Source organism: Streptomyces sp. NPDC006711 (genome assembly GCF_042869775.1).
Lineage (GTDB): Bacteria > Actinomycetota > Actinomycetes > Streptomycetales > Streptomycetaceae > Streptomyces.
Genome location: NZ_JBIAGO010000005.1, coordinates 227187 through 251808, shown reverse-complemented (window position 1 = coordinate 251808; position 24622 = coordinate 227187). Strand labels below are relative to the sequence as shown.

The 24622-nt window shown below is 71.4% G+C and carries 22 protein-coding genes; 3 read left to right on the top strand and 19 right to left on the bottom strand.

The features are described 5' to 3' along the window. The first annotated feature begins 161 nt into the window (after positions 1-161). Complete coding sequence (locus ACFYM2_RS13950) at positions 162-842, top strand: DUF2470 domain-containing protein (RefSeq protein WP_388836093.1); 681 nt, start codon at positions 162-164, stop codon at positions 840-842. A gap of 166 nt (positions 843-1008) precedes the next feature. Here the strand turns inward: ACFYM2_RS13950 and ACFYM2_RS13945 are convergent, their stop codons facing one another. The 4 genes from ACFYM2_RS13945 to ACFYM2_RS13930 all read right to left on the bottom strand — a co-directional run bounded on the left by ACFYM2_RS13945 (position 1009) and on the right by ACFYM2_RS13930 (position 5208). Next, the gene (locus ACFYM2_RS13945) at positions 1009-2364 is read right to left on the bottom strand and encodes a replication-associated recombination protein A (protein ID WP_350229328.1); all 1356 of its coding nucleotides are present in this window, start codon (positions 2362-2364) and stop codon (positions 1009-1011) included. Between the two features lie 55 nt (positions 2365-2419). Then, a complete protein-coding gene (locus ACFYM2_RS13940; RefSeq protein ID WP_388836089.1) occupies positions 2420-3058 on the bottom strand; it encodes a vitamin K epoxide reductase family protein in 639 nt (212 codons plus the stop codon). 162 nt (positions 3059-3220) lie between these two features. Beyond that, positions 3221-4483, bottom strand: a complete 1263-nt coding sequence (gene hisS, locus ACFYM2_RS13935) for a histidine--tRNA ligase (protein WP_388836086.1) — start codon at positions 4481-4483, stop codon at positions 3221-3223. Between the two features lie 14 nt (positions 4484-4497). Beyond that, positions 4498-5208 carry an MBL fold metallo-hydrolase gene (locus ACFYM2_RS13930; RefSeq protein WP_388460267.1) on the bottom strand — a complete coding sequence of 237 codons (711 nt, stop codon included), beginning with the start codon at positions 5206-5208 and terminating at the stop codon, positions 4498-4500. 153 nt (positions 5209-5361) lie between these two features. Between ACFYM2_RS13930 and ACFYM2_RS13925 the strand changes: the two genes are divergently transcribed. Next, on the top strand, positions 5362-6144 hold the full coding sequence (locus ACFYM2_RS13925) for a peptidylprolyl isomerase (protein ID WP_358996539.1): 783 nt from the start codon (positions 5362-5364) through the stop codon (positions 6142-6144). A gap of 213 nt (positions 6145-6357) precedes the next feature. Next, a complete protein-coding gene (locus tag ACFYM2_RS13920; protein ID WP_388836083.1) occupies positions 6358-7587 on the top strand; it encodes a DUF349 domain-containing protein in 1230 nt (409 codons plus the stop codon). 709 nt (positions 7588-8296) lie between these two features. Here the strand turns inward: ACFYM2_RS13920 and ACFYM2_RS13915 are convergent. The 15 genes from ACFYM2_RS13915 to pgsA form a co-directional block, all read right to left on the bottom strand. After that, the gene (locus ACFYM2_RS13915; protein WP_358996534.1) at positions 8297-10804 is read right to left on the bottom strand and encodes a bifunctional (p)ppGpp synthetase/guanosine-3',5'-bis(diphosphate) 3'-pyrophosphohydrolase; all 2508 of its coding nucleotides are present in this window, start codon (positions 10802-10804) and stop codon (positions 8297-8299) included. A 194-nt stretch (positions 10805-10998) separates the two neighbouring features. Further along, a complete protein-coding gene (locus tag ACFYM2_RS13910) occupies positions 10999-11550 on the bottom strand; it encodes an adenine phosphoribosyltransferase (RefSeq protein ID WP_350229335.1) in 552 nt (183 codons plus the stop codon). After that, positions 11547-12674, bottom strand: coding sequence for a protein translocase subunit SecF (gene secF / locus ACFYM2_RS13905; protein ID WP_358996531.1), 1128 nt, complete (start codon positions 12672-12674; stop codon positions 11547-11549). The genes ACFYM2_RS13910 and secF overlap by 4 nt, the downstream gene beginning before the upstream one ends. 1 nt (position 12675) lies before the next feature. After that, on the bottom strand, positions 12676-14439 hold the full coding sequence (secD, locus tag ACFYM2_RS13900) for a protein translocase subunit SecD (RefSeq protein WP_388836080.1): 1764 nt from the start codon (positions 14437-14439) through the stop codon (positions 12676-12678). 144 nt (positions 14440-14583) lie between these two features. Next, on the bottom strand, positions 14584-15066 hold the full coding sequence (gene yajC, locus ACFYM2_RS13895; RefSeq protein ID WP_358996525.1) for a preprotein translocase subunit YajC: 483 nt from the start codon (positions 15064-15066) through the stop codon (positions 14584-14586). 163 nt (positions 15067-15229) lie between these two features. Beyond that, entirely contained in the window at positions 15230-16330 is a 1101-nt protein-coding gene (gene ruvB, locus ACFYM2_RS13890) for a Holliday junction branch migration DNA helicase RuvB (protein ID WP_358996522.1), read from the bottom strand. Positions 16331-16432: 102 nt separating this feature from the next. Next, a complete protein-coding gene (ruvA, locus tag ACFYM2_RS13885) occupies positions 16433-17038 on the bottom strand; it encodes a Holliday junction branch migration protein RuvA (RefSeq protein WP_358996519.1) in 606 nt (201 codons plus the stop codon). After that, on the bottom strand, positions 17035-17565 hold the full coding sequence (gene ruvC / locus ACFYM2_RS13880) for a crossover junction endodeoxyribonuclease RuvC (protein WP_388460275.1): 531 nt from the start codon (positions 17563-17565) through the stop codon (positions 17035-17037). The genes ruvA and ruvC overlap by 4 nt, the downstream gene beginning before the upstream one ends. A gap of 285 nt (positions 17566-17850) precedes the next feature. Continuing rightward, a complete protein-coding gene (locus tag ACFYM2_RS13875) occupies positions 17851-18603 on the bottom strand; it encodes a YebC/PmpR family DNA-binding transcriptional regulator (protein WP_328313930.1) in 753 nt (250 codons plus the stop codon). A gap of 110 nt (positions 18604-18713) precedes the next feature. Beyond that, the gene (gene pdxT, locus ACFYM2_RS13870; protein WP_358996514.1) at positions 18714-19301 is read right to left on the bottom strand and encodes a pyridoxal 5'-phosphate synthase glutaminase subunit PdxT; all 588 of its coding nucleotides are present in this window, start codon (positions 19299-19301) and stop codon (positions 18714-18716) included. 6 nt (positions 19302-19307) lie between these two features. Beyond that, the gene (pdxS, locus tag ACFYM2_RS13865; protein ID WP_388460277.1) at positions 19308-20228 is read right to left on the bottom strand and encodes a pyridoxal 5'-phosphate synthase lyase subunit PdxS; all 921 of its coding nucleotides are present in this window, start codon (positions 20226-20228) and stop codon (positions 19308-19310) included. Between the two features lie 168 nt (positions 20229-20396). Further along, on the bottom strand, positions 20397-20942 hold the full coding sequence (locus ACFYM2_RS13860) for a hypothetical protein (protein WP_388460279.1): 546 nt from the start codon (positions 20940-20942) through the stop codon (positions 20397-20399). A gap of 842 nt (positions 20943-21784) precedes the next feature. After that, a complete protein-coding gene (locus tag ACFYM2_RS13855; RefSeq protein ID WP_388460281.1) occupies positions 21785-22945 on the bottom strand; it encodes a glycosyltransferase family 4 protein in 1161 nt (386 codons plus the stop codon). Further along, the gene (locus tag ACFYM2_RS13850) at positions 22942-23838 is read right to left on the bottom strand and encodes a phosphatidylinositol mannoside acyltransferase (protein ID WP_358996503.1); all 897 of its coding nucleotides are present in this window, start codon (positions 23836-23838) and stop codon (positions 22942-22944) included. Before ACFYM2_RS13850 ends, ACFYM2_RS13855 begins: the two co-directional genes overlap by 4 nt. Then, entirely contained in the window at positions 23835-24500 is a 666-nt protein-coding gene (pgsA, locus tag ACFYM2_RS13845; protein ID WP_350229348.1) for a phosphatidylinositol phosphate synthase, read from the bottom strand. The genes ACFYM2_RS13850 and pgsA overlap by 4 nt, the downstream gene beginning before the upstream one ends. Positions 24501-24622: the final 122 nt, after the last annotated feature.

Genomic DNA, 24622 nt, shown 5'->3' with positions numbered 1-24622 from the left:
GGAACACCAGTCACATCACGGACAGCACGAAGAAGGCCGACCCTGCTCCCTCGGGAGAGGTCGACTCCTCCGGCCCCCAGTCGAAGCATGGGGCCGGGCACGTGACGGAGGTCCGATCAGATCGTGGTCAGCCGCGTCCCAGCGGACTTGAAATCGCGCGGATGCCGTCAGCAGCCGAGCGCACACGAACTCTCGTACATAGTACCTGCTCGGCGGTGCTCCTCGTACCGGGCCTCCCGGCGGCCCGGCCCGACCAGCTCGTCGCCGACCTCCGCACCGTGGGGCCCGACGGCGATGTCTTCCTCGACTTCCCCGCCGATTCCCCGGCCGTACGGGCCGCGACCCGTTCCGAGGACGGCGAGGTCCGGGCGGTGCTGGAGATCACGGATGTGGCTCCGGTCTCCGTCCCCCGCCGGATCCGGGGACGGGCCTGGGTCTCCGGCCGGCTGACCCCGGTGCCGGGCCAGGCCGGGCCCGGGCGCATGACGCTGCGCCTGGACGTGGGCGAGGCCTGCGTGGACGATCTGTGGGGCGCAGGACCGGTGGACCCCGAGGACTTCGCGCGGGCCGCCCCCGATCCCCTGCTGCGCCACGAGACCGAAATCCTCCAGCACCTGGCCTCGGCCCACGGCGAGCAGATGGACCTGCTGTGCTCGCTCGTGGGACGCGAAGGCGTGACAGGGGCCACGCCGCTGGCCCTGGACCGCTTCGGTCTGCGGGTGCGGTTCGCCCTGGACGACGGCCACACCTTCGACGCCCGCTTCGACTTCCCCGAGCCGGTGGCCGACATCACGGACCTGCGCCGCGCGATGCACCGGCTCTTCGAGGCCGCGGCCCGCTAGCCGCCGCCGCGAGGCGCGAGGGCTTCCACACCCGCCAAGGGGCGCGAGGAACTGCGCGCCCAGCCACCGACGGCCCGCACCCGGAACACGGGGCGCGCCCCGGCGTGGCGATCCGGACCGACATCGCGGCCCGCCCGGCCGGGCACCCCGCGCCCCGTCGAGGGCGTCAGTCCTCGCCCCGCCGGAGGCGCTCGCGCACCTTCTCCACCACATCCGCGTACCGCGCCTCCGCTCCGTACCGCGTCGGCTCGTAGTAGCGCCGGTCGGCCACCGCGTCCGGTGCGTACTGCTGGGGGGCGATCGCGCCCGGCACGTCGTGCGGATAGACATAGCCCTGGGCGTGCCCCAGCTTGGCCGCACCCTTGTAGTGGCCGTCCCGCAGATGCGGCGGGACCGGGCCCGCCAGGCCCTTGCGCACGTCTTCCATCGCGGCGGCGATCGCCGTCGTCGCGGAGTTGGACTTCGGGGCCAGTGCCAGCGCGATCGTGGCGTGGCTCAGGGTCAGGGCCGCTTCCGGGAAGCCGATGAGGGCCACGGCCTGGGCCGCCGCGACGGCCGTGGGCAGCGCGGTCGGATCGGCCAGGCCGATGTCCTCGCTCGCGGAGATGATCAGACGCCGGGCGATGAAGCGGGGGTCCTCGCCCGCCTCGATCATCCGGGCCAGATAGTGCAGCGCCGCGTCCACGTCGGAGCCACGGATCGACTTGATCAGGGCGCTCGCCACGTCGTAGTGCTGGTCGCCGCCCTTGTCGTACTTCACCGCAGCCCGGTCGACGGTCTCCTCCACCGTCTGGAGCGTGATCTCCTGCTCCGACTTGGCCAGCGCCGACCCGGCCGCCGCCTCGAGCGCGGTCAGCGCCCGGCGCGCGTCACCGCCCGCGATGCGCAGCAGATGCGCCTCCGCGTCCGCCGGCAGCGTGACCGCGGAGCCCAGACCCCGCTCCTCCACCAGCGCCCGCCGCACCAGGGCCCGCAGGTCGTCGTCGGTGAGCGGTTCGAGCGTGAGCAGCAGGGAGCGCGAGAGCAGGGGGGAGATCACCGAGAAGTACGGGTTCTCTGTCGTCGCCGCGATCAGGGTGACCCAGCGGTTCTCGACGGCGGGGAGCAGGGAGTCCTGCTGGGCCTTGGAGAAGCGGTGGATCTCGTCGAGGAAGAGGACGGTCTCCTTGCCGAAGCCGCCGATGGCGCGGCGCGCGCCGTCGATGACCGCGCGGACCTCCTTGACCCCGGCGGTGATCGCCGAGAGCTCGACGAACCGCTTGTTGGTGGCCTTGGACACCACGTACGCCAGCGTCGTCTTGCCCGTGCCCGGCGGGCCCCAAAGGATCACCGAGGACGGCCCGGCGGGGCCGCCCGCGCCCTCACCGACCAGGCGCCGCAGCGGCGAGCCCTGCTTCAGGAGGTGCTGCTGGCCGACCACCTCGTCCAGGACGCGCGGGCGCATCCGTACGGCAAGAGGGCTGCCCGCCGGGTCTTTCTCCTGGCGGTCCTCTGCGGCTGCGGTGAAGAGATCGGGTTCCACGTCAACGAGCCTAGGGCACGCCACTGACAACGCCGCCGACCAGCGGCGACGCCGGTCAGCTGGTCCAGAAGTCCCACCAGCGCGTCAGGATCAGCATGCCGATGATCCCGATGTGCAGCACCGTAAGCACCCAGGTGAACTCGGACAGGAAGTTCTTCATCCAGCGCGGCGCGGGCAGCAGGCCCTTGCGCAGGTTGAAGGAGGTGACGTACCAGAACATCAGGATCGTGGCGACCCAGGCCAGGCAGCACCACAGGCAGAGCGAGTTGATGCGGTACAGCGACTCGAACTGGAGCCAGCTGACGAAGCAGACACCGAAGAGAGTGCCGGCGTTGAAGGTCAGCCAGTACCAGCGGCGGAAGCGGCCGCCCGCCAGGATGCTCATGCCGACGCAGACGACGATGCCGTAGGTGACCAGGCCCAGCATCGGGTTCGGGAACCCGAAGGCCGCCGCCTGGTCGCTCTTCATGATGTTGCCGCAGGAGACGACCGGGTTGAGGCTGCACCCCGGTACGAAGTTCGGGTTCTCCAGCAGCTTGAACTTGTCGAGCGTGATGACCCAGGCCGCCAGTACACCGGCGGCGCCGGTGATCACGAGCAGCCAGGCGAAGGCGCGGCCGGCGCCGATCGTCCCCTCGCTGCTCACCTCCCGGTTGCCGGAGTCGGAGGAGACGTCGTCAAGTGGTGTCGTCATAGCGCCGGTCCGTCATCCCGTCATCGTTGTCCTGTGCTGCCGCCGCCTCATTCTGCCGCACGGGGCGCACTGTTCACCGTTCGATGCGGATAAGGAAGCCGCTCCGGGGCCGGGCGCGGGGGGGCGCCTTGTGACAGGCGGCTCCCCCGGCTCCGTCCCGTCTCAGGCCAGCCGCTCCTGAAGGGTGCTCAGGACGTCGTCCAGGCCCACCGGCGTCTGCTCGCCGGACTCCATGTCCTTCAGCTGCACCATGCCCTCCGCGAGGTCGCGCTCACCCGCGACCAGCGCGAAGCGGGCGCCGGAGCGGTTGGCGTTCTTCATGGCGCCCTTCAGACCCTTGCCGCCGAAGCTGAAGTCGGCCGAGATGCCGGCTCGGCGCAGCTCGGTCACCTTGGCGAACAGCACGCGCCGCGCCTCCTCGCCCAGCGGGACCGCGAACACGCTGGTGGTGGAGGGGAGTTCGAGGGTCACGCCCTCGGCTTCGAGGGCCAGGACCGTACGGTCCACGCCGAGCGCCCAGCCCACCGACGGCAGCGCGGGGCCGCCGATCATCTCCGAGAGCCCGTCGTAGCGGCCGCCGCCGCCGACCGCGGACTGCGAGCCGAGGCCGTCGTGGACGAACTCGAAGGTCGTGCGCGTGTAGTAGTCCAGGCCGCGCACCAGCTTCTCGTCGTCCTCGAAGGCGACGCCCGCCGCCGTGATCAGGACGCGCACCTCCTCGTGGTACGCCTTGCACGCGTCGCACAGGTAGTCGCGCAGCACCGGCGCGCCCACGAGCTGCTTCCGCACATCGGGGCGCTTGTCGTCGAGGACCCGCAGCGGGTTGATCTCGGCGCGGCGGACCGTCTCCGCGTCGAGGTCGAGGCCGCGCAGGAAGGACTGAAGGGCCTCCCGGTAGACCGGACGGCACTCCTTGTCGCCGAGCGAGTTCAGCAGGATGCGGAAGTTCCGCAGGCCGAGCGAGCGGTACGCGTCGTTCGCCAGGATGATCAGCTCGGCGTCGATCGCCGGGTCCTCGGCGCCGATCGCCTCGGCGCCGACCTGCGAGAAGTGGCGGTAACGGCCCTTCTGGGGGCGCTCGTAGCGGTAGTACGAGCCGGAGTACCAGAGCTTGACGGGCAGGTTGCCCGCCTTGTGCAGGTTGGCCTCGAGGGCCGCGCGCAGCACGGAGGCGGTGCCCTCGGGGCGCAGCGCGAGCCGGTCGCCGCCCTTGGTCTCGAAGGCGTACATCTCCTTGGTGACGATGTCGGTGGACTCGCCGACCCCGCGCGCGAACAGCTCGACGTTCTCGAAGCCGGGCGTCTCGATGTAGCCGTAGCCGGAACCGCGCAGGGGCGCGGCGATCGCCTCGCGGACCGCGAGGAACGTCGCGGAGTCCGGCGGGAGCAGGTCGTAGGTGCCCTTGGGGGCCTGGAAGGTACTCATGGGAAGACTTCTCGTCACATTCCTCGTCGGGGAGAGGCGATGCCCTCTCCCTGGCCGGCGGCCACCTGCCGCAGATACGGATTGGTGGCGCGCTCCTGGCCGATGGTCGTCTGGGAGCCGTGGCCGGACAGCACCACGGTGGAGTCGTCGAGCGGCAGGCACACGCGGCCCAGCGACTCGAGCAGTTCCCCGTGGCTGCCGCCGGGCAGGTCGGTGCGTCCGACGGAGCCGGCGAAGAGCAGGTCGCCCGAGAACAGGATCGGAGGGATGTCCTCCGCCTCGGGCAGCCCGAACGTCACCGACCCCTTGGTATGGCCGGGCGCGTGCGACACGGTGAGCTCCATGCCCGCGAGCGCCAGCTTGGCGCCGTCGGTGAGCTCCTTGACGTCGTCGGGCTCCCCCACCGTCAGCTCGCCCAGGAGCTGGGCGCCGAAGGCGCGGCCGAGCGCCTTCTCCGGGTCGCTCATCATGTAGCGGTCCTGGGGATGGATCCAGGCGGGTACGTCGTGGGCTCCGCAGACCGGGACGACCGAGGCACAGTGGTCGATGTGGCCGTGGGTGAGGACGACGGCGACGGGCTTGAGCCGATGCTTCCTCAGCGTTTCCTCGACGCCCTGGGCGGCCTGGTGGCCGGGGTCGATGATCACGCATTCCTCGCCTGCGGCGGGGGCGACCAGATAGCAGTTGGTCCCCCAGGCCCCGGCGGGGAACCCGGCAATCAGCACGATCGTCCTCGATTTCTTGCGCGGCGGGTGATTACGGCTGTTCAGAGCCTACCGGCGCTGCTCCGATCACAGCGAACCCATATACGGTACGGGGCACAGTCAGCTCGTACGCACGTACCCGCAACCTCATGAGACCGCACAAGGAGACGACCGGTGGTCAGCAGCGAACAGCGTCGGCGCCAGCTCGCGCGCGAGAAGTTCGAGCGGCAGCAGCAGCGCCGGGAGGCAGCCCGGCGCAGGGCCAGGCGCCGCAACACCGTCATCGCGGCCACCCTCGCGGTGATCGTCGCCGCGGGCGGCGCCGCCTACGCGACGGGTGTGTTCTCCGGCGACGGCGACAAGAAGAGCGACGCCGCGTCCCCGTCGAGCAGCCCCTCGCCCTCCGCAAGTTCCTCGGCCGAGCCGAAGATGGCCGTCGACGCCAAGGCGAAGTACGACATGGCGCTCAAGACGAACGCCGGTGACATCACGTTCGCCATGGACGCCGCGAAGACCCCGCACACGGTGAACTCGTTCAAGTACCTCGCCGACAAGGGCTTCTTCAACAACACCAAGTGCCACCGTCTGACCACGCAGGGCATCTATGTGCTCCAGTGCGGCGACCCCCAGGGCACCGGCTCGGGCGGTCCCGGCTACACGATCCCCGACGAGAACCTGACCGGCCTCGGCAAGGCGGGCGCGGACGGCACCGTGACGTATCCGGCGGGCACCGTCGCCATGGCCAATACCGGCCAGGCGCACACCGGCGGCAGCCAGTTCTTCCTGGTGTACAAGGACAGCAAACTGCCGCCCACCTACACGCCGTTCGGCACGATCGACGCCGCCGGTCTGAAGGCCGTCCAGGACGTCGCCAAGGAGGGCGTCGAGGGTGGCGCGGGCGACGGGGCGCCGAAGAAGGCCGTCACCATCGAGAAGGCCACCGTCACCAAGCAGTGACTCCGGTCGGCGCCCGGCGCCCGGCACCGAGCGTGAACCGCTGAATTCGGCCGCGCTGAGTGCGGACAGCCGGGCGGCCGGTCGCCTAGATTGGCGTTGTGCGGCGCGGGCTCGTGAACCGCGCCGTGGAGGGCGGGCGAGGCCCGCCGGGAAACTGTGGACGATGCCCCGGGGGGAGGACCCCCCGCGCAGGCATCATGTGGAGGAGGCGCTGTGAGCAGCGACCCGTGGGGCCGCGTCGATGAGACGGGCACCGTGTATGTGCGTACAGCCGAGGGCGAAGTCGTCGTCGGATCGTGGCAGGCGGGCTCCCCGGAGGAGGCCCTGGCCTACTTCGAGCGCAAGTACGAGGGCCTGGTCGTCGAGATCGGCCTCCTCGAACGACGGGTGAAAACCACCGACCTGTCGGCGAAGGACGCCGGGGCCGCGATCGACCATCTGCGCGCGCAGGTGGACGAGCACCACGCGGTCGGTGACCTCGACGCGTTGCGGGGGCGCCTCGACCAGCTCGTGAAGACCGTCGAGTCGCGTCGCGAGGAGCGCAAGGTCCAGAAGGCCAAGCAGACCGACGAGGCCAAGCACGCCAAGGAGGCGCTGGTCGCCGAGGCGGAGGAGCTGGCGCAGAGCGAGCAGTGGCGCTCGGCGGGCGAGCGGCTGCGAGCCCTGGTGGACACGTGGAAGGGGCTGCCGCGCCTGGACCGCAAGTCCGACGACGAGCTGTGGCACCGCTTCTCGCACGCCCGCTCGGCGTTCTCCAAGCGCCGCAAGGCGCACTTCGCGTCGCTCGACGCGCAGCGTGAGGACGCCCGCAAGGTCAAGGAGAAGCTGGTCGTCGAGGCGGAGGCGCTGTCCGGGTCGACGGACTGGGCGCCGACCGCCGCGCGTTACCGCGATCTGATGGCGGAGTGGAAGGCCGCGGGGCGTGCGCAGCGCGAGGCGGAGGACGAGCTGTGGAACCGCTTCCGCGGCGCCCAGGACGTCTTCTTCGCGGCGCGCAGTGAGGTCTTCGCCGAGCGCGACGCCGAGCAGAGCGAGAACCTGAAGCTCAAGGAGGAGCTGGCCGTCGAGGCCGAGAAGATCCTCCCGGTGACCGATCTGAAGGCGGCGCGGGCCGCGTTCCGCTCGGTCAACGAGCGGTGGGAGGCCATCGGTCACGTGCCGCGGGACGCGCGGCCCAAGGTCGAGGGGCGGATGCACGCCGTGGAGCGGGCGATCCAGGAGGCCGAGGAGGCCGAGTGGCGCCGTACGAATCCGGAGGCGCGGGCCCGTGCGGCCGGGCTCACGGGTCAGCTCCAGGATGCCGTCGACAAGCTGCACCGGCAGATCGACGCGGCGCGTTCGGCCGGCAACGATGCCAAGGCGGACAAGTTGGCCCGTGAGTTGGAGGGCCGCCAGGCCCTCCTCGACCAGGCCCTGAAGGGCCTGGAGGAATTCGGCGGCTGAGCCGCCCGCCGCATCCCGGCGGCGAGGCCCCCGGAACTCTAGGGTTCCGGGGGCCTCCCCATGCACCCGGCCCCGGGGAGGGGCGCGGGGAGCCGCGCCACGGCCCGCACACGAGTGGGGGCCCAGCCCCGACTCACCCCCCAGGCCGACCAGGCCCACGCGGGCCGACACCGCCCCTGCCAGGGGCGCGGGGAACTGCGCGCCCAGCCACGCACGGCCCGCTGCCGAGGCCCCTGGGCCTCCGCCCCAGACCCCGGGTTGCCCCTCCCCGCCCCTCCCCTAAACCCTCCGGGGGTGAAAGCAAAACCCCCTGGGGCTCCGCCCCAGACCCCGTTCGGCCTGAACGGCCTCGTCCTCAAACGCCGGACGGGCTGAGGTTGCCCGTGCGGGCCAGCACCAGGTGCTCAGGGGCGCGGGGAACCGCGCAGGCCGAGCTGAAACCCCCGTGCGGGCCAGCGCCAGGTGGTCAGGGGCGCGGGGAACTGCGCAGGCTGAAGCCCCCGAGCGGGCCAGCACCAAGTGCCCAGGGGCGCGGGGAACTGCGCAGGCCAAGCTGAAGCCCCCGCGCGGGCCAGCACCAGGTGCTCAGGGGCGCGGGGAACTGCGTGGCCAGCCCAGCACGACCCGCACCTGGAAGCGGGCCGCACGGGGTAGGGGCTGGGAGACCCGGCCCGGGCGGAACCCGGGGAGGTTTCCAGCGCGCCGCAGGCTAGGGGCGGCGCGCCGACGTGACCCGGTACACGTCGTACACACCCTCCACACCCCGAACCGCCTTGAGCACGTGCCCCAGGTGCTTGGGATCCCCCATCTCGAAGGTGAACCGTGACGTCGCGACCCGGTCGCGAGACGTCTGCACCGCCGCCGAGAGGATGTTGACGTGCTGGTCGGACAGGACCCGCGTGACGTCGGACAGCAGCCGCGAGCGGTCAAGCGCCTCGACCTGGATGGCGACCAGGAAGACCGAGGACTGCGTCGGCGCCCACTCCACCTCCAGGATCCGCTCGGGCTGCTGGGACAGCGAGTCCACGTTCACACAGTCCGCCCGGTGCACCGAGACGCCGCTGCCCCGCGTGACGAAGCCGATGATGGGGTCGCCGGGAACGGGCGTACAGCAGCGCGCGAGCTTGACCCACACGTCGTCGACGCCCTTGACGACCACGCCCGGGTCGGCGTTCTTGCGGCGCTTGCTGCGGCCCCGCGAGGGCGGCGCCGACTCGGCGATGTCCTCGTTGGCGGCCTCCTCGCCGCCGAGCGCCTGCACCAGCTTCTGCACGACGCCCTGGGCCGCGACATGGCCCTCCCCGATCGCCGCGTACAGCGAGGAGATGTCGGGGTAGCGCATCTCGTGGGCGAGGGTGACCAGCGAGTCACCGGTCAGGATCCGCTGGATCGGCAGGTTCTGCTTGCGCATGGCACGCGCGATCGCGTCCTTGCCCTGCTCGATCGCCTCTTCGCGGCGCTCCTTGGAGAACCAGGCCCGGATCTTGTTGCGGGCGCGCGGCGACTTGACGAAGCCGAGCCAGTCCCGCGAGGGCCCCGCGCCGGCCGCCTTGGAGGTGAAGACCTCCACCAGGTCGCCGTTGTCCAGGGTCGATTCGAGCGGTACGAGCCGGCCGTTGACCCGCGCGCCTATGGTGCGGTGACCGACCTCGGTGTGCACCGCGTAGGAGAAGTCGACGGGTGTCGAGCCGGCCGGGAGCGCGATGACGTCGCCCTTGGGCGTGAAGACGAAGACCTCGTTGCGCGACAGGTCGAAGCGCAGCGACTCAAGGAACTCGCTGGGGTCCTCGGTCTCCTTCTGCCAGTCCAGGAGCTGGCGCAGCCACGCCATGTCGTTGAGATGGTCGTCCTTGCCGGTCTTGCGCGGCACGTCGGTGCGCACCTTGGACGCGCCGGCGACCGCCTCTTGCTTGTACTTCCAGTGCGCGGCGATGCCGTACTCGGCGCGGCGGTGCATGTCGAACGTGCGGATCTGGAGCTCGACAGGCTTGCCGTTGGGGCCGATCACCGTCGTGTGCAGCGACTGGTACATGTTGAACTTGGGCATCGCGATGTAGTCCTTGAACCGGCCGGGGACCGGATTCCATCGCGCGTGCACCGTGCCGAGCGCCGCGTAGCAGTCGCGGACCGTGTCCACCAGGACGCGGATGCCCACCAGGTCGTAGATCTCCGCGAAGTCACGGCCGCGGACGATCATCTTCTGGTAGACGCTGTAGTAGTGCTTGGGGCGGCCGGTGACGGTCGCCTTGATGCGGGCCGCGCGCAGGTCGGACTGGACCTCGTCGGTCACTATGGCCAGATACTCGTCGCGCTTGGGCGCGCGCTCGGCGACGAGCCGCACGATCTCGTCGTACATCTTGGGGTAGAGGATCGCGAAGGAGAGGTCCTCCAGCTCCCACTTGATGGTGTTCATGCCCAGGCGGTGGGCGAGCGGCGCGTAGATCTCCAGGGTCTCGCGCGCCTTCTTCTCCTGCTTCTCACGCTTGAGGTAGCGCATGGTGCGCATGTTGTGCAGGCGGTCGGCGAGCTTGATGACCAGGACGCGGGGGTCCTTGGCCATCGCCACGACCATTTTGCGTACGGTCTCGGCCTGCGCGGCGTCGCCGAACTGCACCCGGTCGAGCTTGGTGACGCCGTCGACGAGCAGGGCCACCTGGTCGCCGAAGTCGCGCCGCAGGGTGTCCAGGCCGTACTCGGTGTCCTCGACGGTGTCGTGCAGCAGGCCCGCCATCAAGGTGGCCGGATCCATGCCGAGCTCGGCGAGGATCGTGGTCACCGCGAGGGGGTGGGTGATGTACGGGTCGCCGCTCTTGCGCTTCTGTCCCCGGTGCCAGCGCTCGGCGACCTGGTAGGCCTTCTCGACCTGGCGCAGCGTGGCCGTCTCGATCTTGGGGTCGTTGCCGCGCACTATCCGCAGCAGCGGTTCGAGCACCGGGTTGTACGCGGACGAGCGCTGCACACCCAGGCGGGCGAGGCGGGCGCGGACCCGGTTGGAGGAGCCGCCGGAGCGCGACACCGCGCCGGCCGGCACGACCGGCTTCGCGACGGGCGCGGGAGCCTTGGCCGGCGGGGCCGGGCTCTCGGCCTTTCCGGGCGCGGCGGGCTCGGCCTCGGCCGCGGGCTCGGAGGGCGCGGCCGGGGCCGCCGCGGGCTCTTCGGCCGTGTGGTCGGGCTCGTCGGGCTGCGCGGCGGAGAGTGGCTGGGCCTCGTCTGGCAAGAGCGCTCCTCTGGGGTCCCCCCGGACGGTGTCTGGGGGAGGGTCCGGGTCCCCCGGTCAGGCCCGGAAGTACATGGTATCGAGCCAGGGCCCCGCGCTCGCCCCCGGCCGGGTGCGAGCGCTCTGCCCCGACCAACGCCGAAGGCGGGCGCCGGATTCCTCCGGGCCCGCCTTCGGCGGTCTGTGCGACCGGCTCAGATGGTGATCAGGGCGTCGAGCGGGGCGCCCGCCAGGGCGGCGCTCAGGCGCTCACGGCCGCCGAGGAAGCCGAGCTCCATCAGGACCGCGACGCCTGCGACCTCGGCCCCGGCGCGGCGGATCAGATCGAGGGACGCCTCCGCGGTGCCTCCGGTGGCCAGCACGTCGTCGATGACCAGGACACGGTCGCCCGCGCTCAGGTCCTCGGCGTGCACCTCGATCTCCGCGGTGCCGTACTCCAGCTCGTAGGCCTGCTTGAGCGTGGCCCCTGGCAGCTTGCCCGCCTTGCGTACGGGGATGAAACCGACCCCGGCGCGGACGGCGACGGGCGCCGCCAGGATGAAGCCGCGCGCCTCAAGTCCGACGATCTTCGTCGCGCCGTGCTGGACGCACAGTGCGGCGAGGGTGTCGGTGAGGGCCGTGAACGCCTCCGGGTCCGCGAGCAGCGGGGTGATGTCCTTGAACATCACACCCGGCTTCGGATAGTCCGGCACGTCACGGATGCGGCTGAGCAGCAGCCCGACGGTTTCGGTGGAGACGCTGGTCATCGGCGCTTCCCCCGGTTGTTGCGGCTGGGCTGACGGCGCTGGCCGACGACCGCGCCCGCGGTCTGCGCCGCGTCGGTGTCATCGTCCTCAGCGTCCGCGCCGTCCTGCGCGTAGGCGCTCTCGTCCCGCGCTCCCTCGTCCGGCTCGCCCTTGGCGGCGGCCGCCGCGCGCTTGGCGAGCACCCGCTTCTTGAGCGCCTTCATCTCCGGCATGGTCTCCTTCAGGTCGGCGACCAGCGGAGTGGCGATGAAGATCGAGGAGTACGCGCCGGCGGCGAGACCGACGAACAGCGAGAGCGAGATGTCGTTCAGCATGCCGGCGCCGAGGACGCCGCCACCGATGAACAGCAGGCCCGCCACCGGGAGCAGCGCCACGACCGTGGTGTTGATGGAACGGACCAGGGTGCCGTTGAGGCTCTTGTTCGCCATCTCGCTGTAGGTGACCCGGGTCTGCTTGGTGATCCCCTTCTGGCCCTCCTTGAGTCCGTCGAAGACGACGACGGTGTCGTAGAGGGAGTAACCGAGGATCGTGAGCAGACCGATCACGGTGCCCGGGGTGACCTCGAAACCGACCAGGGCGTAGATGCCGACCGTGATCGTGAGGTCGTGGATCAGGGCGACCAGGGCCGCGAGCGCCATCCGCCACTCGAAGGCGATCGCCAGGTAGAGCACGACGAGGACCATGAAGATGATCAGGCCCGTCCAGGCCTTGTTGGCGATCGTCTGGCCCCAACTGGGGCCCACCAGGTCGGCGTTGATGTTGTTCGCATCGACCTTGAGGTTCTTGGCCAGGTCCTGCTTGATCTGGTCGGACTTCGCGGTGTCGACGCCGCCGATGGTGATGCGGATGGTGTTGTCGCCGAGCTTCTGGGCGATCGCGTCGTGGCCCGACGCGGCTTCGGCGTACTTCTCCGCCTGTGAGGCCGACAGGGAGGTCTTCGGGGTGGTGAAGACCGCCCCGCCCTCGAACTCGATGCCCATCGTCAGACCCCGCACCGCCAGGCCCACGATGGCCGTGATGGTGATCAGGATCGAGATGCCGTACCAGATCTTCCGCTTGCCGACGAAGTCGTAACCGACCTCACCGCGGTACAGCCTGGCGCCGAGAGTGCCGAGCTTCGACATCTCACGCCTCCTTCGGGTTGTCGACGGGGGCGGAGGTGGTGCGGCGGGCCCGGCGCAGCGGGGGCTTGGCGCCGAGTCGCTTCGGGTCGAGGCCGGACCAGGGGTGGCCGCCGGCGAAGAACTTCCGGCGGGCCAGAAGCGTCATCACCGGCTTGGTGAACAGGAAGACGACGACGACGTCGAGCAGGGTGGTCAGGCCCAGCGTGAACGCGAAGCCCTGGACCTTGCCGACCGTCACGATGAACAGCACCGCCGCGGCCAGGAACGACACGAAGTCGGAGACCAGGATGGTGCGCCGGGCGCGCGGCCAGGCCCGCTCGACGGCGGGACGCAGGGTGCGGCCCTCGCGGATCTCGTCACGGATGCGTTCGAAGTACACGATGAACGAGTCCGCGGTGATGCCGATGGCGACGATGGCGCCGCAGACCGCGGGCAGGTTCAGCGCGAAGCCGATGCCGGGGCCGAGCAGCGTCATGATCGTGTACGTCAGGATCGCCGAGACGACGAGACTGAGGATGGCGATCGTGGCCAGTCCCCGGTAGTAGGCCACCAGGTAGATGATGACCAGCGCGAGGCCGATGGCACCGGCGATGAGACCCGCGTGCAGCTGGTCGGCGCCGAGGGCCGCGGTCACGGTGGTGACGCTCTGCTCCTGGAAGGAGAGCGGCAGCGCGCCGTAGGACAGCACGTTGGCCAGGTCCTGGGCGCTCGTCTGGTTGAAGTTGCCGGAGATCTCGGCGGAGCCGCTGAGCGTGGAACTCACCGTCGGGGCCGAGACGACCTGGTTGTCCAGCGCGATCGCGAAGCGGTTGTTCGGGTACTGCTGCTGCGAGAGCTTCCCGGTGATCGCCGCGAACTTCTTCGAGCCGCCGCTGGTGAAGTCCATCTGAACGATCCACTGACCGTTCTGGTTGATCACGGCCTGCGACTTGGAGACGTCGGTGCCGTCGACCTCGGCCGGGCCGAGGATGTACTTCTCCGCGCCGTCCTTGTCGCACGCCACGGTCGGCTCGCTGGACTTGGCGCCCTGGCCGGCCTTGGAACGGGCTTCCCTGGTGGAGCAGTCCAGCGCCGCGAACTGGGCCTGGAGCTTGGCCGCGGCCGCGTCACCGGAGGCCGACGGGTCGGGCGCGGGGCTGGCCGGCTTGCTCGCGCCCGGCGTGGGCGAGCCTGGGGCCTTGAGCGCGTCGGTCAGGGCGCGGCCCTGGGGCGTGCTGCCGGAGCTCGGCTTGCCCGCGTTCGGCGTGCCCTTGGCGGAGGCGTTCGGCGCGGGCTTGCCGGTCGCGCTCGGGGCGCCCGAGGGGGTGGCCTTGCCGGTGCCGCTCGGAGAAGCGCTCGGGGTGGGCGCCGCGGTCGGCTGGGCGGTCAGGACCGGCCGGAAGTACAGCTTGGCGGTCTGGCCGACCTGCTGGCGGGCCTGCTCGGAGTTCGTACCCTTGGGGATGTTGACAATGATGTTGTCACTGCCCTGGGTCTGAACCTCGGCTTCGGTGACACCGAGACCATTGACGCGGCGGTTCATGATCTGGACCGCCGTGTCCATGTTCTTCTTGTTGATCGCCGACTCCTGGCCGGGCTCCGCCTTGGCCTTGAGCGTGATGCTCGTGCCGCCGGCGAGGTCGATGCCCAGCCTCGGGGTGGTGGTGTGGGAAATGAACATCCCACCGGTGAGCGCGACCATGGCGATGAGGATGAAGGCCAGGGCACGGCCCGGCCTGCTCTGACCCCCCGCCGCCGGCCTTCGGCCCTTGTTCGGTGCTGCCACCTTGTCGTTTCTCCCTGTCCAACCGCCCGGCGCCGGGTAATGCGCGTGGGCGGCCACGAAGTGTTGTGGGGACGTCCCCCGCGGAAGTCGGCCCGCTCGGGGGCCGTCGGCGCCGGTCGGGCGCCGTGCGGTCCCGGCGCGTGACTACTTCGCTTCGGCCCCGCCGTCGGCCTTGCCGTCCTTGCCGTCCGTGTCGTCCGTGGGCAGGGCCGCGTTCTGCGCCTCGTCCTTCTTGCCCAGGTCGATCTTGGCGTTCTTGCTGTCCTCGGCCCCGGCCTCGGTGGCGCCGGTCAGCGACGAGGCGTCGTCCGGCACCTCCGGGAGCTCGACGTCGGTGTCGTCGGTGTCGCCGTGCACGATGCGGTTGTACTCGGCGTCACTGAGGACCGCGCCGATCGCGTTCTTGGCGTAGACGGCGTGGACGCCGGGCGCCACCTCCAGGAGGACCGTCTCGTCGCCGATCTCCTTGACCGTGGCGTACATGCCCCCGATCGTGCGGATACCGGTGCCGGGCTGCATCTCTTCGCGCATAGCCGCGGCGGCCTGCTGCTTCTTCTTGGCCGACCGCGTCATCAGGAACATGGCCCCGATAAGCAAAACCAAGGGGAGGAGGGTGATAGGGCTCACGGGACGGAACTTCCTTCGCATGACCACACGAAAGCGCGGCCTGATCTGGGGGTGGGTACGCCGGCCTGGAAGGGCGGCATCGGCGGAGTCTAAGCGAGTCCGCACAGATGGAACAACGCCCAGCATCCCACCGGGGTTCCTCCGCGTACGATCCTCCGCGCCGTCACGCCCCGAAGAGCCCCGGTTGTCCGCTTCCCGCCGGGCCGCCGCCCTGCCGCGGGGGTACGAGGCCGAGGTGGGCCCAGGCGGCGGGCGTCGCCACCCGGCCCCTCGGGGTGCGCGCGAGCAGACCCTCGCGCACGAGGAAGGGCTCGGCCACCTCCTCCACCGTTTCGCGCTCCTCCCCCACCGCGACCGCCAGGGTGGACAGGCCCACCGGGCCGCCGCCGAACAGCTTGAGCAGGGCCTGGAGCACCGCCCGGTCCAGGCGGTCGAGGCCGCGCGCGTCGACCTCGTACACCCCGAGCGCGGCCGACGCGATCTCAGGGGTGATGACGCCGTCCGCCTTGACCTGGGCGTAGTCGCGCACGCGGCGCAGCAGCCGGTTGGCGATGCGGGGGGTGCCACGGGAGCGGCCGGCGATCTCGGCGGCGCCCGCGGTGTCGATCTCCACGTCGAGCAGCCGGGCGGAGCGGTGGATGACGCGCTCCAGCTCGGCGGGTTCGTAGAACTCCATGTGACCGGTGAAGCCGAACCGGTCACGCAGCGGGGGCGGCAGGAGGCCCGCCCTGGTGGTGGCGCCGACCAGCGTGAAGGGGGGCAGTTCCAGCGGGATCGCGGTGGCGCCGGGGCCCTTGCCGACGATGACGTCGACCCGGAAGTCCTCCATCGCCATGTACAGCATCTCCTCGGCGGGGCGCGACATCCGGTGGATCTCGTCGAGGAACAGGACCTCGCCCTCCTGGAGGGAGGAGAGGATCGCGGCGAGGTCGCCCGCGTGCTGGATGGCGGGGCCGCTGGTGATGCGGATCGGGGCGCCCATCTCGGCCGCGATGATCATCGAAAGAGTGGTCTTGCCGAGGCCGGGGGCGCCCGAGAGCAGCACGTGGTCGGCGGTCGCGCCCCGGGCCCGTGCCGCGCGCAGAACCAGATCCAGCTGTTCGCGGACCTTCTCCTGGCCGACGAACTCCTCCAGGTCCTTGGGGCGCAGGGCGGCCTCGACCGCGGTGTCCTCGCCGTCGGCGGCGGCCCCCACCAAGCGGTCGCCGGGGCCGTCGGCGGTCGCCGACAGATCCGCGGTGCCGGAGCTGTCTTCCCAGTTCATGACGTGTGCCTCGGATCGTGGTGGGTGGTCGCGGTGCGGGGGCGCAGGCGGGGGGTGTGGGGGCGGGCCGGGGGCGCTCGGTGACCGCCGGGCGCCCCTGGCTCAGCGGGCGCGGTTGAGGGTCTGCAAGGCGGCCTTGAGCAGCGCGCCCACGTTCGGCGGGCTGGAGGCCTCGGCCTGGGGGGTCACCGCGGCGACCGCCTCGTCGGCCTCGCGCGTGGCGTAGCCGAGACCGATGAGGGCCGCGTGCAGCTGGTCGCGCCAGCCCGAGGTGACGGGTGCGCCGACGGCGGGGGCGCTGCCGACGGGCGCTCCCAGCCGGTCCTTCAGCTCGATGAGGAGCTTCTGGGCGCCCTTCTTGCCGATGCCGGGCACGGCGGTGAGCGCCTTCTCGTCGCCGGAGGCGAAGGCGCGGCGCAGCGCGTCGGGCGTGTGCACGGACAGGACGGCCTGGGCGAGCCGGGGACCGACGCCGTTGGCGGTCTGGAGCAGTTCGAACACCTGCTTCTCGTCGTCGTCGGCGAAGCCGTACAGGGTCAGCGAGTCCTCCCGCACGACCAACGACGTGGCGAGCTTGGTGTGTTGGCCCACGCGCAGTTCGGCCAGGGTGTTGGGCGTGCACTGAAGGGCCATGCCGACGCCGCCGACCTCGACCACCGCGGTGTCGGGAGCGAGGGCGGCGACCGGGCCGCTGACGAAGGCGATCATCGGGTGACCTTCCGGACGGAGTGCTGGGCGTGGGCCTGTTGGAGCCGGTTGAGCGCGGGGGCTCGCCAGATGTGACAGATGGCCAGGGCGAGCGCGTCCGCGGCGTCGGCCGGCTTGGGCGGGGCGTCGAGCCGCAGCAGGCGCGTGACCATCGCGCCGACCTGGGCCTTGTCGGCGCGGCCGCTGCCGGTGACGGCGGCCTTGACCTCGCTCGGGGTGTGCAGGGCGACAGGGATGCCGCGCCGGGACGCGCACAGCATGGCGACCGCGCTCGCCTGGGCGGTGCCCATCACCGTACGCACGTTGTGCTGGCTGAACACGCGCTCCACGGCGACGAATTCGGGCCGGTGCGTATCCAGCCACTCCTCGATGCCGCGCTCGATGGCGACGAGCCGGTGGCCCAGCTCCGCGTCCGCCGGTGTGCGCACGACGCCGACGCCGAGCATGGTGAGCGGCCGGCCCGCGACCCCCTCGACGACGCCCACGCCACATCGCGTGAGGCCGGGGTCCACCCCCAGTACGCGCACGGCCCCTCCCCTCGACGATCTTCGACCTTCCGCCAGGCTAACCGGCGGCACTGACAACGGCGGCGGGCCGATGGGACGTGTCCCATCGGCCCGCCACAACCGCTCGGCTCACGGTGATGCCAGGGGGTGTCTGGTGGATCAGGGTCGGTCAGGGTGCGGCGCCTGGTGCGGTGCATCGCAAGGCGCTGGAACGTCGTGATAGCGGAGCTATCGGGGCGTTTCGGCAACGCCGCGAGGTGCCGTGCCAGGCGCCGCACCCCCGGCCATGATCCACCAGACACCCCCCTAGGCGTCGACCTTCTCCATGACCTCGTCGGAGACGTCGAAGTTGGCGAAGACGTTCTGCACGTCGTCGCTGTCCTCCAGCGCGTCGATCAGCTTGAAGATCTTCCGCGCGCCCTCTTCGTCCAGCTCGACCTGCATGGTCGGGACGAAGTTGGCCTCGGCCGAGTCGTAGTCGATGCCGGCCTCCTGGAGCGCCGTGCGGACCGCGACCATGTCGGTGGCCTCGGAGATGATCTCGAAGGAGTCACCGAGGTCGTTGACCTCCTCGGCGCCCGCCTCGAGCACGGTCTCCAGGACGTCGTCCTCGGAGAGCTCACCCTTGGGCAGGACGACGACGCCCTTGCGGTTGAACAGGTACGACACGGAGCCCGGGTCGGCCATCGAGCCGCCGTTGCGGGTCATCGCGACGCGGACGTCGGACGCGGCGCGGTTGCGGTTGTCGGTAAGGCACTCGATGAGCACCGCGACACCGTTCGGACCGTAGCCCTCGTACATGATCGTCTCGTAGTCGGCGCCGCCCGCCTCGAGACCGGCGCCGCGCTTGAGCGCGGAGTCGATGTTCTTGTTGGGCACCGACTGCTTCTTCGCCTTCTGCACGGCGTCGAAGAGGGTCGGGTTGCCGTCGATGTCGGCGCCCCCGGTGCGGGCCGCGACCTCGATGTTCTTGATCAGCTTCGCGAAGAGCTTGCCACGCTTGGCGTCGATCACGGCCTTCTTGTGCTTCGTCGTAGCCCATTTAGAGTGGCCGGACATCTGCCTGTCTCCTTCGCGTAACCCATTCTGCGTCGTTCGGCAGAGATCCTACCGGGACCCGGCCCACCCGTCGCCCGGCCCCCGCGTCGCGGGCGCCGGGCGGGCGCTTGTCAGCCGGCGGCGCGCACCATGTCGACGAAGAGCGCGTGCATGCGGTGGTCGCCGGTGAGTTCGGGGTGGAACGAGGTCGCCAGCGCGTTGCCCTGGCGTACGGCGACGATGTGGCCGCCGTGCTCGGCCAGCACCTCGGCCCCGGCGCCGACGGACTCCACCCAGGGCGCGCGGATGAACACGCCTTCCACGGGGCCCACGCCCGCGACCTCCACGGTCGCCTCGAACGACTCGTTCTGGCGGCCGAAGGCGTTGCGGCGCACGATCATCTCGATGCCGCCGAAGGTCTCCTGGCCCGAGCGCGGGTCGAGGATCTTGTCGGCGAGCATGATCAGGCCGGCGCAGGTGCCGTAGACGGGCAGGCCCGCGCGGACCCGCTCGCGCAGCGGCTCCAGCATGCCGAACAGGGCGGCCAGCTTGGAGATGGTGGTGGACTCGCCGCCGGGGATGACGAGGCCGTCCACCTCGGCGAGCTCTTCGGGGCGCCTCACCGGCCTGGCCACGGCGTCCGCCGCGGCCAGGGCGATCAAGTGCTCCCGTACGTCGCCCTGGAGCGCGAGGACGCCGATGACGGGGGGGTTGTTCATGAGGGATTACCAGCCGCGGTTGGCGTAGCGCTCGGTCTCGGGCAGCGTGTCGCAGTTGATGCCGACCATGGCCTCGCCGAGGTTGCGGGAGGCGTCCGCGATGATCTTCGGGTCGTCGTAGAAGGTGGTGGCCTTCACGATGGCGGCGGCGCGCTTGGCGGGGTCGCCCGACTTGAAGATGCCGGAGCCCACGAAGACGCCCTCGGCGCCGAGCTGGCGCATCAGGGCAGCGTCGGCGGGGGTGGCCACGCCACCGGCGGAGAACAGCACGACCGGGAGCTTGCCGAGCTCGGAGACTTCCTTGACGAGCTCGTACGGGGCGCGCAGCTCCTTGGCGGCGGCGTACAGCTCGTTGTTGTCGAAGCCGCGCAGCTTGGCGATCTCGTTCTTGATCTGGCGCAGGTGGCGGACGGCCTCGACCACGTTGCCGGTGCCGGCCTCGCCCTTGGAGCGGATCATGGCCGCGCCCTCGGCGATGCGGCGCAGGGCCTCGCCCAGGTTGGTGGCGCCGCACACGAACGGCGTGGTGAAGGCGAACTTGTCGCTGTGGTTGACCTCGTCGGCCGGGGTCAGGACCTCGGACTCGTCGATGTAGTCCACGCCGAGCGACTGAAGGACCTGGGCCTCGACGAAGTGGCCGATGCGGGACTTGGCCATCACCGGGATGGAGACCGCGCCGATGATCTCCTCGATCATGTTCGGGTCGGACATCCGGGCCACGCCGCCGTCCTTGCGGATGTCGGCCGGAACCCGCTCGAGGGCCATGACGGCGACGGCGCCCGCGTCCTCGGCGATCTTCGCCTGCTCGGCGTTGACCACGTCCATGATCACACCGCCCTTGAGCTGCTCGGCCATGCCGCGCTTGACGCGTGCGGTACCGACGGCGGGGCTGTCGGCCTGGGGGGTGCTGGAAGGGGTGCTGGACACGGAGCGACCTCACGGGGGTGAAGATGGGATTCTGCTGTCCCGAGACAACCCCGGTGGGGCGGGCCACATCAAGGGCCAATGCGCACCCGGTGGATCGTTTTTCCTGCTGGAGCGGGTCATCGGCCCCGCGAGCGCGCCGCTTGGCGCGCCGCCCAGGTTCCGCCGGGCTCAGCTCCCCGGCCGGTCGGCGAGCGCCGTCGGCGGCTCGTCGTCCATCTCGAAGGCGAGCGGGAACGGCGCGTGGCCCGCGAGCCGGAACCAGCGCACCGTGCGGTGCCTGCGCAGCGCCCTGGCCGCGCGGACGGCGTCATTGTGGAAGCGCCGCGCCATCGGCACCCGGCGCGCCGCCTGAGCCAGCTCCTCTGCGGCCTCCACACCGCCGGGCGCCGCGCGGACGGCGTCCACCTGCGCGGGCTCGGTGAAGACGGCGCGCAGCGCCTGGCTGAGCTCGCTCTCGGCGACCTCCCGGTGCTCCTCCTCCGCCTGGCGCGCGGCGTGCGCGGCCTCGTAGAGCACGATGGAGGCGGCCGGGTCGAGCACGCCGCTGGTGGCGATTTCCTGGGTGACCGAGGCGCGGCGCACCAGCTGGGCGTCGAGGGCCGCCCTGGCCGCGTCGATGCGGGCGTGCAGGCGGTCGAGGCGGCCCGCGGTCCAGCCGAGGTAGAGGCCGATCGCGACGAGGGCGACGGCGATCCAGATGAGGGTTACGGTCACGGGCCGCAAGGCTACCGGCAGCCGTCCGGCGGTTGAGGCCGAACGCCGTGCGGGCCGAACCCGGGTCTGGGGCAGCCCCAGGGGCCCCGGCTGCGGGCCGTGGGTGGCTGGGCGCGCAGTTCCCCGCGCCCCTGGCAGGGCTCGGGCGGGCCCGCATGGGCATCCTCGGGCCGCCTGGAGCAGCCAATCCTGGCCCGCACCGGCATCCCCAGCCGGCTTGGAGCATTCAACCCTGGCCCGCACAGGCGTGGTCAGCCCGTCATGGCGGTCCCGCCTGGCCCTTAAGGCCTTGGGGGAGATTGAGGACGAGGGCCCTTCAGGCCCGAACGGGGGTCTGGGGCGGAGCCCCAGGGACGTCGGCTGCGGGTCGTGGTCGCTTCTCGCGCAGTTCCCCGCGCCCCTGGCAGGGTTGGCGCTGGCCCACACCGGCACCCTCAGCCCGTCATGGGGGTCCCCCCTGGCCCTTAAGGCCTTGGGGGAGGTTGAGGCCGAACGCCGTGCGGGCCGAACCCGGGTCTGGGGCAGCCCCAGGGGCCCCGGCTGCGGGCCGTGGGTGGCTGGGCGCGCAGTTCCCCGCGCCCCTGGCGGGGCTCGGGCGGGCCCGCATCGGCATCCTCGGCCCGCCTGGAGCATTCAACCCTGGCCCGCATCGGCATCCGCAGCCCGCCTGGAGCATTCAACCCTGGCCCGCACCGGCATCCGCAGCCCGCCTGGAGCATTCAACCCTGGCCCGCACCGGCATCCGCAGCCCGCCTGGAGCATCCAATCCTGGCCCGCACCGGCATCCCCAGGCCGCCTGGAGCATCCCATCCTGGCCCGCATCGGCATACCGTCGCCGGGGCTCAGTCGCGGGCCAGGCCGAAGCGGGCCCGGAAGCCCGGGCGTTCGTCGGCCGCGACGGCCGCCGCCCCGTGCGTCACCGTCTCGTACACCGCGAGGATGTCCGCACCGACCGTCGACCAGTCGAAGCGCCGCACATGGGCCGAGCCGCGCCGGCTCAGGCCCGCGCGGCGCCCGGGGTCGGCGAGCAGCCGCACCGCGGCCGACGCCAACGCGTCGGCGTCCTCGTTGGCGAACAGATCGCCCGCCTCCCCCTGGTCGAGCACCTGCGCGAACGCGTCCAGGTCGCTGGCGAGGACCGCGGCGCCCGCCGACAGCGCCTCGACCAGGATGATCCCGAAGCTCTCGCCCCCGGTGTTGGGCGCGACGTACACATCGACGCTGCGCAGCAGCCGCGCCTTGTCCTCGTCGCTCACCATGCCAAGGAACTCCACTCGGGAGCGCAGCTCGGGCGGCAGGGAGGCGACCGCTTCCTCCTCGTCGCCCCGTCCCGCCACGAGCAGCCGGGCGCCAGGGCGCTCGGCGAAGATCTTCGGCAGCGCCTTCATCAGGACCGGCAGGCCCTTGCGGGGCTCGTCGATGCGGCCGATGAAGCCCAGGGTCTGGCCCTGCCACTCCTTGTTCGGCTCCGCCCGCGCGAAGAAGTCGACGTCGACCCCGTTGGGGATGACCACCGCGTCGCCGCCCAGGTGCTCCACCAGGGTGCGGCGCGCGTACTCGCTGACCGCGATGCGCGCGCTGATCTTCTCCAGGGCCGGCTGGAGGATGGGGTACGCCGCGATCATGGCCCGCGAGCGCGGGTTGGAGGTGTGGAAGGTCGCCACGATGGGGCCCTGCGCGGCCCAGCACGAGAGCAGGCCGAGCGAGGGCGAGGCGGGCTCGTGGATGTGGATGACGTCGAAGGTGCCCTCGTGCAGCCAGCGCCGCACGCGCGCCGCCGAGAGGAACCCGAAGTTGAGCCGCGCCACCGAGCCGTTGTAGGGCACCGGCACGGCACGGCCCGCCGAGACGACATAGCGGGGCAGCGGGGTCTCGTCGTCGGCCGGCGCGAGGACCGACACGTCGTGGCCCAGCCGGATCAGGTGCTCCGCCAGGTCCCTGACGTGGAACTGGACGCCGCCCGGCACGTCCCAGGAGTACGGGCAGACGATGCCGATCTTCACGCCCGTCGTTCCTCCAGATCCGCGAGCCACACCCGTTGCAGCATGTGCCAGTCCTCCGGGTGGTCGGCGATTCCGCCGGCGAAGGCGTCCGCCAGCGCCTGTGTCATGACGGACGTCTTCGCGGCCCGGTCGCCTGTCTCGGGCACCTCGATGGGCGGGTGCACCCGGCCCTTCATGACGGGCGTCTCGTCGTACCAGAGCGTCACCGGCAGCAGCAGCGCGCCGGTCTGCTGGGCCAGCAGCGCCGGGCCCGCCGGCATCCGGGCGGTCTCGCCGAAGAACGTGACCTCGACGCCTGAGGCCGAGAGGTCGCGGTCGGCGACCAGGCAGACCAGGCCGCCCGCGCGCAGCCGCCGGGCCAGCGCGCCGAAGGCCGCGCCGCCGGTGTGCGGCAGCACCTCCATGCCAAGGCCCTCGCGGTAGGCGACGAAGCGGTCGTACAGCGTCTCGGGCTTGAGGCGTTGGGCGACCGTGGTGAAGGGGGTGTCCAGGCGGGTGGTGACCCAGGCGCCCGCGAGGTCGTAGTTGCCCATGTGCGGCAGGGCGACGACGACGCCGCGCCCGGAGGCGAGACCGTCGACGAGGTGGTGGATGCCCTCGCCCTCGAACCCGTTCCTCATCCGCTCCTTGCTCCACGCGGGCAGCCGGAAGGACTCCATCCAGTACCGCATGTACGAGCGCAGGCCGGCCCGGGAGAGCTCGGCGAGCCGGTCGGGGCCCGCGTCGGGGACGACGCGCGCCAGGTTGGCCTCCAGGCGCAGCACGCTCTTGCCGCGCCGCTTCCACACCTGGTCGGCGATGCGCCGGCCAAGACCGGTCGCGACGGGTTCGGGCAGTTTCTTGACCGTGGCCCAGCCGAGGCCGTACAGCGCGTCGCTCAGCCTGTCGTTCATGCGCCCGCCTCGCCGGCGGACCGCGCGGCGGCCGTGTCCGCCTCGGCGGACTCACGGCGGACCGTCACCACGCGCTGGATCAGCGTGATCAGGCTGCCCACGGCGACGATCCACAGCGCGATGGGCAGCAGCACCTGGATGCCCGGCACGCCGAAGCCGTGCAGTCCCGCGAGGCCCGCGGCGACCAGCGAGATCACCAGGCGCTCGGCGCGCTCCACCAGGCCGTTGACCGCGACCGGGAGCCCGATCGCCTCGCCGCGCGCCTTGGTGTAGGAGACGACCTGGCCGCTGGCCAGGCAGAAGATGGCGACCGCGCACAGAATGTTGTCGTCGCCGCGTCCGGCGTACCAGAGCGCGAAGCCGCCGAAGATCGCGCCGTCGGCGACCCGGTCGAGCGTGGAGTCGAGGAAGGCGCCCCAGCGGCTGGAGATCCCGGCCTGGCGGGCCATGTTGCCGTCGACCAGGTCCGAGAAGACGAACAGGGTGATGACGATCGTGCCCCAGAAGAACTCTCCACGGGGGAAGAAGACCAGCGCACCCGCCATCACTCCGGCCGTGCCGACGAGGGTCACCGCGTCGGGGCTGACTCCTCGGCGGAGCAGAAACGCGGCGATCGGCGTGAGGACACGCGTGAAGAATGCACGCGCGTACTTGTTCAGCATGGCCTTCCCGAGGGGTCGGTGTGGCCGCGCGGCCCCTGCTGGCCACCGGCCGACCCATCGTAGCCACGACTGGCGGGCGCCACCGCCGGGCACCCGCCGGGCGGCGCCCGGGCGGCGTGTGT